Source organism: Cupriavidus sp. AU9028 (assembly GCF_019795295.1).
GTDB lineage: Bacteria > Pseudomonadota > Gammaproteobacteria > Burkholderiales > Burkholderiaceae > Cupriavidus.
The window spans coordinates 247,005-256,469 of record NZ_JAIMCG010000007.1 but is presented as its reverse complement, the minus strand read 5'-3'; the positions used below and the strand labels follow the sequence as shown (position 1 = coordinate 256,469).

At 67.9% G+C, this 9,465-nt stretch carries 9 protein-coding genes; 4 read left to right on the top strand and 5 right to left on the bottom strand.

Annotation, left to right across the window (positions count from 1 at the left end):
- Nucleotides 1-196 precede the first annotated feature (196 nt).
- On the bottom strand, nucleotides 197-703 hold the full coding sequence (locus K6V06_RS10590) for a DciA family protein (protein ID WP_222243058.1): 507 nt from the start codon (nucleotides 701-703) through the stop codon (nucleotides 197-199).
- Between the two features lie 226 nt (nucleotides 704-929).
- On the opposite strand from K6V06_RS10590, the gene secA reads away from it, so the two are divergent.
- The 4 genes from secA (at nucleotide 930) to K6V06_RS10570 (ending at nucleotide 6,427) form a co-directional block, all read left to right on the top strand.
- On the top strand, nucleotides 930-3,710 hold the full coding sequence (secA, locus tag K6V06_RS10585) for a preprotein translocase subunit SecA (protein ID WP_222243056.1): 2,781 nt from the start codon (nucleotides 930-932) through the stop codon (nucleotides 3,708-3,710).
- A 110-nt stretch (nucleotides 3,711-3,820) separates the two neighbouring features.
- Nucleotides 3,821-5,050: a bifunctional glutamate N-acetyltransferase/amino-acid acetyltransferase ArgJ gene (gene argJ / locus K6V06_RS10580; protein WP_222243054.1), complete on the top strand. Its 1,230-nt coding sequence runs from the start codon at nucleotides 3,821-3,823 to the stop codon at nucleotides 5,048-5,050.
- A gap of 16 nt (nucleotides 5,051-5,066) precedes the next feature.
- Nucleotides 5,067-6,008, top strand: a complete 942-nt coding sequence (locus tag K6V06_RS10575; protein WP_222243052.1) for an ATP-binding protein — start codon at nucleotides 5,067-5,069, stop codon at nucleotides 6,006-6,008.
- Nucleotides 6,005-6,427 carry an NUDIX domain-containing protein gene (locus K6V06_RS10570; protein WP_222243050.1) on the top strand — a complete coding sequence of 141 codons (423 nt, stop codon included), beginning with the start codon at nucleotides 6,005-6,007 and terminating at the stop codon, nucleotides 6,425-6,427. The genes K6V06_RS10575 and K6V06_RS10570 overlap by 4 nt, the downstream gene beginning before the upstream one ends.
- A 22-nt stretch (nucleotides 6,428-6,449) precedes the next feature.
- Here K6V06_RS10570 and K6V06_RS10565 read toward each other — a convergent pair whose 3' ends face one another.
- The 4 genes from K6V06_RS10565 to K6V06_RS10550 form a co-directional block, all read right to left on the bottom strand.
- Nucleotides 6,450-6,638, bottom strand: a complete 189-nt coding sequence (locus tag K6V06_RS10565) for a DNA gyrase inhibitor YacG (protein ID WP_222243048.1) — start codon at nucleotides 6,636-6,638, stop codon at nucleotides 6,450-6,452.
- 6 nt (nucleotides 6,639-6,644) lie between these two features.
- Nucleotides 6,645-7,403: a cell division protein ZapD gene (zapD, locus tag K6V06_RS10560; protein ID WP_222243046.1), complete on the bottom strand. Its 759-nt coding sequence runs from the start codon at nucleotides 7,401-7,403 to the stop codon at nucleotides 6,645-6,647.
- Nucleotides 7,404-7,664: 261 nt separating this feature from the next.
- Nucleotides 7,665-8,294, bottom strand: a complete 630-nt coding sequence (gene coaE / locus K6V06_RS10555) for a dephospho-CoA kinase (RefSeq protein ID WP_222243094.1) — start codon at nucleotides 8,292-8,294, stop codon at nucleotides 7,665-7,667.
- Nucleotides 8,295-8,383: 89 nt separating this feature from the next.
- The gene (locus K6V06_RS10550) at nucleotides 8,384-9,283 is read right to left on the bottom strand and encodes an A24 family peptidase (RefSeq protein WP_222243092.1); all 900 of its coding nucleotides are present in this window, start codon (nucleotides 9,281-9,283) and stop codon (nucleotides 8,384-8,386) included.
- Nucleotides 9,284-9,465 lie beyond the last annotated feature (182 nt).

Below are 9,465 nucleotides of genomic sequence, written 5' to 3'. Positions count from 1 at the left end.
TGTGTCAATGCGGCGTACTGCCTCCCAACCGTTCGGGCTTAGGCTGAACGCTACCAAGAATGGACGCCCCGATCCTCGCTCTCCCTCGAACTTGAGCTCGCGCTCAGAGCATGGGGCCATCGATCTGAGGCGTCCAGGACGAATTGTGCGACATACAAGGGGCCGGGGGAGAGGGCAGCGGACCGCCAGGCCAGAATCACCGCCCCCGATGCCGCTCCACCAGCGCCCTGACCGCATCCCGCAGCGGCGAATCCGGTAGCGATTGCTCCAGCGCCGCCATGCTGTCCACCGCGATGGCGGGCGTCGGTGCCCGAGGCTTGCGCGGGGCCGGCTCGACTTCCCAGCCGCCCCGAGCCGGATCGGGCTGCACCCTGACCCTGACCGCATCGATCCTTGCGCCGCGCTGCTGCAGCCGAGCCAGCAGGCTTGGCACGATCTGACGCACGCGCGCCGCGGCCGCGCCATGCGCGGCCAGCAACACCAGCGTATTGGGCTGGCCCGGGCTGCGCGCATCCTGCCGCACGCCGGCCACCGCCACGCCGGCCCGCATGGCCGGCGGCAGCAGCGCCATCACCTCGGCCTCCAGTGACGCCAGTTCGCGCGCGGTCTGCATCAGCGAGGAAACAGGGCCGGCCTTGGCCAGCCAGTCGTTCAATGGCCGGGCGGCAGGCGTTTTGAGGGCGTGATGGGTGAACATGCGCATGGCCGCATTCTAGCCCGCCGCCGGCTGCCGGGCATCCGCCGCAAGCGCAGTGCCGTCGCCGCCTGCAGGAGGCGCGTGGCGCACCTCTTCCCGAGGCCCGCCGACCCCCGGACCTGCCCCGCGCGCGTGATAAACTCGGCGTTTTGCGCCACTCCTTCCTACTGCCTGGCGCGTGACCGGTCCTCCCGGCGCGGGATCAGGCGGCACATGCAGGCAACACCAATCGATGATCACGGGCCTTCTCAAGAAAGTCTTCGGCAGCCGTAACGAGCGGCTGATCAAACAATATCGACGGACGGTCGAGCGGATCAACGCGCTGGAACCGAAGTTCGAGACGATGTCCGACGACGAGCTGCGCGGCATGACGGAACTGTTCCGTCAACGCCTGGCCGCCAACGAAACGCTGGAGTCGCTGTTGCCCGAAGCCTTCGCGGTCTGCCGCGAAGCGAGCAAGCGCGTGATGAAGATGCGCCATTTCGATGTGCAGCTGATTGGCGGCATGGTGCTGAACGACAACAAGATCGCCGAGATGCGTACCGGGGAAGGCAAGACCCTGACCGCGACGCTGCCGGTGTATCTGAACGCGTTGACCGGCAAGGGCGTGCACGTGGTGACGGTCAACGACTACCTCGCGCAGCGCGATGCCGAGTGGATGGGCCGTCTGTACAACTTCCTCGGGCTGTCGGTCGGCGTGAATCTGTCGCAGATGCCGCACGACCAGAAGCAGGGCGCGTACAACGCCGATATCACCTACGGCACCAACAACGAGTTCGGCTTCGACTACCTGCGCGACAACATGGTCTACGACCCGGGTCAGCGCGTCCAGCGGCCGCTGCACTACGCGATCGTCGACGAGGTGGACTCGATCCTGATCGACGAGGCGCGCACGCCGCTGATCATCTCGGGCCAGGCCGAGAACCACACCGATCTGTACCAGCGCATGAACGGTATCCCGAAGCTGCTGGAGCGCCAGATCGGCGAGGAGAAGGCGGACGGCACCGGCGTCGAGAAGCCCGGCGACTACTACGTCGACGAGAAGGGCCACCAGGTCTACCTGACCGAGGCCGGCCATGAAAAGGCCGAGCAGATTCTCGCGCAGCAGGGCCTGATCGGCGAGGGCGAATCGCTGTACGCGCCGCAGAACATCACGCTGATGCACCATCTGTACGCGGCGCTGCGGGCCCACTGCCTGTTCCACCGCGACCAGCACTATGTGGTGCAGAACGGCGAGGTGGTGATCGTCGACGAATTCACCGGCCGCCTGATGACGGGCCGCCGCTGGTCCGACGGCCTGCACCAGGCCGTGGAGGCCAAGGAAGGCGTGCAGATCCAGCAGGAAAACCAGACGCTGGCGACCATCACCTTCCAGAACTACTTCCGCATGTACGAGAAGCTGGCGGGCATGACCGGTACCGCGGACACCGAAGCCTACGAGTTCCAGGAGATCTACGGCCTGGAAGTGGTGGTGATCCCGACCAACCGCGTGGCGCAGCGCAAGGACCTGCAGGATCAGATCTACAAGACGTCGAAGGAACGCTATGACGCCGTCGTGCGCGATATCCGCGACTGCTACGAGCGTGGCCAGCCGGTCCTGGTGGGCACCACCTCGATCGAGACTTCGGAATACCTGTCGGACCTGCTGAACAAGGAAAAGCTGCCGCACCAGGTGCTCAACGCCAAGCAGCACGCCCGCGAGGCGGAGATCGTCGCGCAGGCGGGTCGTCCGAAGATGATCACCATCGCGACCAACATGGCCGGCCGCGGTACCGACATCGTGCTGGGCGGCAACGTCGAGAAGCAGGCCGGTTTCATCGAGGCCGACGCCAGCCTGTCCGCCGCCGAGAAGACCGCGCGCATCGAGCAGCTGAAGTCGGAATGGCAGTCGCTGCACGAGCAGGTCAAGGCCGCTGGCGGCCTGCATATCGTCGGCACCGAGCGCCACGAGTCGCGCCGGATCGACAACCAGCTGCGCGGCCGTGCCGGCCGCCAGGGCGACCCGGGCTCATCGCGCTTCTACCTGTCGCTGGACGACCAGCTGCTGCGCATCTTCGCCGGCGACCGCGTGCGCGCGATCATGGACCGGCTGAAGATGCCCGAGGGCGAGCCGATCGAGGCGGGCATCGTGACGCGCTCGATCGAATCGGCGCAGCGCAAGGTCGAGGGCCGCAACTTCGATATCCGCAAGCAGCTGCTGCAGTACGACGACGTCGCCAACGACCAGCGCAAGGAAATCTACAAGCTGCGCAACGAGGTGCTGGAGTCGAAGGACGTTGGCGAGATGATCGGCAATCTGCGCCAGGGCGTGCTGGTCGATCTGTTCCGCGAGCACGTGCCGGCCGAGTCGATGGAAGAGCAGTGGGATATCGCCGGCCTGGAGGCGCGCCTGCGTGACGACTTCGGTCTTGAGGTGCCGCTGGCCGCCACCATCGAGCAGGCGCAGAGCATCGAGGACGAAGAGCTGCTGCACATGATCCTGACGGCGGCCAACGAGCGCTACGAGTCCAAGGTTGCGCTGGTCGGGCGCGAGGCCTTCGCCAACTTCGAGCGCTCGGTGATGCTGCAGAGCATCGACACCCACTGGCGCGAGCATCTGGCCGCGCTCGATCACCTGCGCCAGGGCATCCATCTGCGCGGCTATGCGCAGAAGGACCCGAAGCAGGAATACAAGCGCGAGTCGTTCGAGCTGTTCGGCCGTCTGCTGGACGTGATCAAGGCCGAGGTGACGCGCGTGGTGTTCAACGTGCAGATCCAGACGCCGGAGCAGCTGGAGCAGGCTTCCGAGCAGATCGAGGACGACCTGTCCCAGCTGGGCAACGTGCGTTACCAGCACGAGGAGTTCAACGACGCCGGCACTGGCGCGCAGACGCCGGCCGGCGCCACCCTGGCCGCGGTTGCGGCCGAGGGGGGCGGTGCCGATGCCGCCACCATGCCGCGCGTGGGCCGCAACGATCCGTGCCCCTGCGGCTCGGGCAAGAAGTTCAAGCACTGCCACGGCCGCCTCGCCTGAGCGCGGCCCGTCGCACGCGGATGGCCGGGCTCGGCCGTTCCGCCTGAGCATTCCGATGCCCGGCTACGGCCGGGCTTTTCTTCCATTGCGCATCGAAGCGAGGAATCGAAATGGCCGTCAATCTGCCCCTGCCCAAGGCGGAGAACCTGAAACCCGTCGCCGGCGTGGAGCTCGGCTGGGCCGAGGCCGGCATCCGCAAGGCCAACCGCAAGGACGTGCTGGTGGTCCGCATCGCCGCCGGCAGCACCGTGGCCGGCGTCTTCACGCAGAACCGATTCTGTGCGGCGCCGGTTCAGGTCTGCCGTGAACACCTGGCGGCGGGGCAGGGCATTCGCGCACTGGTGATCAATACCGGCAACGCCAATGCCGGTACCGGCGACACCGGTCTGAAGAACGCCCGCGCCACCTGTGAAGCGGTGGCGAGCGCCATCGGCGCGGCCCCGGCCCAGGTGCTGCCGTTCTCCACCGGCGTGATCCTCGAACAACTGCCGATGGACCGCCTGCTGGCCGGCGTGCCGCCCGCGATCGCGGCGCTGCGAGAGGACAACTGGCTGGCCGCCGCCGAGGCCATCATGACCACCGATACGCAGCCCAAGGCGGCATCGCGCACGGTGTCGATCGATGGCAGGACCGTCACGCTGACCGGCATCAGCAAGGGCGCCGGCATGATTCGTCCCAACATGGCGACCATGCTCGGCTTTATCGCCACCGATGCCGCGGTGGCCCAGCCGGTGCTGCAGGCGCTGGTGTCGCATGCCGCCGACCACTCGTTCAACAGCATCACCATCGACGGCGACACCTCGACCAACGATTCCTTCGTGCTGATTGCCACCGGCAAGGCCGGCGGCGCCGCGATCGAGCAGCCGCAAGGGCCGGCCTTCGAGCAGCTGCGTGAAGCGGTCACCGATCTGGCACAGGAACTGGCGCAGGCAATCGTGCGCGATGGCGAAGGCGCGACCAAGCTGATGACCATCCAGGTCGAAGGCGGGCGCGATGTCGCCGAGTGCCGCCAGATTGCCTACGCGGTCGCGCATTCGCCGCTGGTCAAGACGGCCTTCTACGCCTCCGATCCCAACCTCGGACGGATTCTCGCCGCGGTCGGCTACGCCGGTGTCGAGGATCTGGACGTGACCCGGGTGAACCTGTGGCTCGACGATGTCTGGGTCGCCCGCGACGGCGGTCGCAATCCCGATTACCGCGAGGAAGACGGCCAGCGCGTGATGAAGCAGGCCGAGATCACCGTGCGCATTGCCCTGGGACGCGGCGACGCCACCGCCACCGTCTGGACCTGCGACTTCTCTCACGATTACGTGTCGATCAACGCCGACTACCGGTCCTGATCCAGTAGAACCCATCATGTCCGACCTTGCTGCACGCCTCGACCAGTTTCTCGCCCGGCTCGAACAATGGCTGCCGCCCCAGCTCTCCGACGAGGACTGGGCAGGCGCCGTCGCCTTTCGCTGGCGCAAGCGGCAAAGCCTGTTCGGCAATATCGGCTACCTGCAGGCGATCCGCCAGCTGCCGCCGATCCATCTGGACGACCTGAAGAACATCGAGCGGCAGAAGGAAGCCATTGTCTCCAACACGCGCCAGTTCGTCCGCAAGCTGCCGGCCAACAACGTGCTGCTGACCGGCGCGCGCGGCACCGGCAAGTCGTCGCTGATCAAGGCCTGCCTGAACGAGTTCGTCGGGCAGGGGCTGCGGCTGGTCGAGGTCGACAAGGCCGACCTGGGCGATCTGGGCGACATCGTCGAGCAGCTGGCGCAGCGCCCCGAGCGCTTCGTCGTGTTCTGCGACGACCTGTCGTTCGAGGAAGGCGAGTCGGGCTACAAGGCGCTGAAGTCGGCGCTGGACGGCTCCGTCGCCGCGCAGTCGGACAACGTGCTGGTCTATGCGACGTCCAACCGGCGCCACCTGCTGCCGGAGTATATGAAGGACAACGAGGGCTACCGGCATACCGACGACGGCGAGATCCATCCCGGCGAGGTGGTCGAGGAGAAGATCTCGCTGTCCGAGCGCTTCGGTCTGTGGCTGTCGTTCTACCCGCCCAAGCAGGACGAATATCTGACCATCGTCGGCCACTGGCTGCGCCAGTTCGGCTGCAACGACGACGACATCGCCGCCGCGCGCGGCGACGCGCTGGTGTGGGCGCTGGAGCGCGGCTCGCGCTCGGGCCGCGTCGCCTGGCAGTTCGCGCGCGACTGGGCAGGCCGCCACGGCCGCGCCTTCGCGCCGCACGCCGGCGCAGCGGGTAGTGTCGATCGTAGTGCCGCGCCGGACGGAGGGCAGGCCGCATGACGGCGTCCAACTCCGCCCGGCCGGTGACCGAAGTCGCCGTGGGCGTGCTGGTGCGCGCCGACGGCAGTTTCCTGCTGGCGCAGCGCCCTGCCGGCAAGCCTTACGAGGGCTACTGGGAATTCCCGGGCGGCAAGCTGGAAGCGGGAGAGAGCGTCGAGGCCGCGCTCGCGCGCGAGCTGCACGAGGAGCTGGGCATCGACATCGCCGGCGTCACGCCGTGGCACGTGCTCGAACACGACTATCCGCACGCCTATGTGCGGCTGCATTTCTGCAAGGTCGATCGCTGGAGCGGCGAGATGGTCGGGCGCGAGGGGCAGGCGTTTGCCTGGCAGCGCGTGCCGGTCGAGGTCGCGCCGCTGCTGCCCGCCACCATCCCCGTGGTGGAGTGGCTCGAGCAGGAAAGCCGCGCCGGCGCCTGAGGGTCTCCGCCGGCGAGCCGGCTCAATCGTCGTGCGGCTCGTCGGGGTCCGCCGCGGCGTCGCCGGGCTTGCCGCCGATCACATATTTCTCGGTCGCCCAGGCGCCGAGGTCGATCTGTTTGCAGCGTTCGGAGCAGAAGGGCCGGAACTTGTTCTCGGGCGCCCAGACCACATCCGTGCCGCAGGTCGGGCATTTGACTACGGTTGGCATTGCGCTTCAGAAATTGCAGAGTTTGAGCAGGAACGGAATGTCCGCATCGACGGATTTCGGCCGCATGTCGCCATCCTGCTGCGTGAAGCGCACCCACAGCATGTACTTGTTGGCGCTCATCTCGGGGATGAAGGCCAGCAGCGAATCGTCCAGCAGCACCTGCATCAGCTGGTAGCTGCGGCCGGACAGCATTTGCTGGTAGCTGCCCCCGGTGGCGATCACCTTGCCGCTCTGGCCCGATTCGCGCAGCAGGCGCAGCACCGCGCCCGTACCGATGCGCAGTGGCACCAGCGGCCGTACCCACTTGATGATGTCCGCGCGGCGGTCCTCCGCGGGGCGGTGCTGCCAGGCGTAATACGAGGGCAGGTCGAACTCGCAGGTGCCGCCCGGGATGATCGCGCGGCTGCGGATGCTGGTCAGCCACTCGTTGTCGGTCAGCAGCTGCCCCGCCTTGCCGACGGTCTGGTTCAGCGCGGCGATGGCCTGCTCGATCTCGCCGATGACGAGGTCCAGTGCCTGCTGGTCGATCTGGGGACTGGCCCGTAGCGCGGCCAGGGCCTGGCGCTGGCGCTCCAGTTCCTTGATCAGGTCCGTCTTCAGATCGGCGCGGCCGGCCACGTCGATGATCTCGAACAGCGTGGTCAGCGCGACATGGTGCTGCAGCGCGTGGTCCTGTCCGAGGAAGTAATCCAGGCGATCGAACAGGTCCTCCAGGCGCAGAAGGGTCCTGATGCGTTCGTTGAAAGGATATTCGTACAGAATCAAGGGGCTTGTCCGTGCAGCGCGGCGACGGGCCAGCTGGCCGGCCGGATCGGAGTCTGGGTCCGATCTCGATCAGGGGCCGGGCAGCGGCGCGGGGCAATCGGTACAGATGCGCATGCAGTCTCATGCATGCGGCCGTATGCATGCGTTTTGCAGCATATTCCAACGCATTCTATGCGAGACCGCGCATGATCACAATGAAACGCGGCCGCTTTGCACCGCGCAGCCGTGCCGTGTGCCGAGCGGCGAAGATCGGCGGCGCCGCTAGTGCCCGCCGACGGTGGCAGGCACCGGCATGGTCCGATAGCGCCGGTCCAGCGCCTCGACCTGCGGCTCCAGCGCTTCGGGCGCGCCTTCGTTGTCGATCACGTCGTCGGCGCAGGCCAGACGCTGGTCCCGCGTGGCCTGCCTCGCCATGATGGCCAGCACCTGCTCGCGCGCGAAGCCGTTGCGCGCCATCACCCGGGCAATCTGCGTGTCCTCGCTGCAGTCGACCACCAGCACCCGGTGCACACGGTCCCGCCAGCTGCCCGATTCCACCAGCAGCGGCACCACATGGATCAGGTAGGGATGCTGGCCGCCCGCGCGGATCGCGGCCGCCCGGCTCTCGCCGATGCGGCGGATCAGCGGATGCGTGATGGCCTCCAGCCGGGCCTTCGCGCTGGGGTCGGCGAAGACGAGCGCGCGCATCGCATCGCGGTCCATCGCGCCGTCCGCGCGCAGCGCCTGCGCACCGAACGCCTGCACCAGCGCGGGAATCGCCGCGCCGCCGGGCGCGGTGATCTCGTGCGCGATCAGGTCGGTGTCGATGATGGCGGCGCCGCGCGCCGCGAACAGATCGGCAACCCGGCTCTTGCCGGAGCCGATGCCGCCGGTCAAGCCGATTTCGAGCATGGTGGTCCTGGTAATGGCGGTAATGGCGGTAATGGCGGTAATGGTCGAAATGGCGTGCGGGGCGGGCGGCATGGGGCGGAAACGCTGGCTCAGATGCCGCCGACGGCGAGCAGGAACCGCTCCCATCCCGCGACCAGCACCAGCACGCCTGCCGCGGCGATAAAGGGGCCGAAGGGAATCTCGGTATCGCGATGCTGACGACGCAGCGCCAGATTGGCAAGGCCGTAGACCAGTCCGGACAGCGACGCGCAAACGATCAGGGCGGGCAGCGCCTGCCAGCCGAACCAAGCGCCCAGCGCGCCCATCAGCTTGAAGTCGCCGTGCCCCATGCCCTCCTTGCCCCGCACCAGCCGGAACAGGTCGGCGGCGATGCGCAGCATCAGATAGCCGGCGGCCGCGCCGATCACCGCGTCCGGCAGCGGCGCGAACAGTCCCGCCGCATTGACCAGCAGTCCCAGCCACAGCAGCGGCTGGGTCAGCTGGTCCGGCAGCAGCCGGGTGCGGCTGTCGATCACGGCGAGCGCCAGCAGCGCCCACAGCAGCGCCATCGCGGCCAGCGCCTGCCAGCTTGGACCGAAGCGCCAGGCGGCGAGCAGGGCCAGCGCGGCACTGGCGGCCTCGACTGCCGGGTAGCGGGCCGAGATCGGCGCGTGGCAGTGCGAACAGCGGCCGCGCAGCAGCAGGTAGCCGATCAGCGGGATGTTGTGCCAGGCAAGGATCGGCGCCCCGCAGCAGGGGCACGCCGAGCGGGGCACCGCGAGGTCGTATCGCTCCGGATAGGGTAGGGGCTCGCCCACCAGCAAGGCATGGTCGTTGGCGAGCATGCGGTCGATCATGGTGGGCAGCCGGTGGATCACCACGTTGAGGAAGCTGCCGACGATCAGGCCCAGCACCGCCACGACGGTCAGCAGGAACCAGTCGGGCAGCGCGGCCAGCGCGGCGATGGTCCAGTCCCCGGCGCTGCCTGCGCCTTCCACGGCGCCGTCCATGCGATGCATGGGGCCGGCTCCCGCAAAGGGAGACTCGAGCAGGGACGAGGGCGACGGGAGCAGCGGGCCGGGCTGGGACAGGGTCGATGGCATTCGGCAGGAACAGCGGTAACGACAGATGGCGAACGGCGTGCGCAACCGGGGACCAATGGCAGGCCGGCGCGCGCCAGCCGCGATGCTAG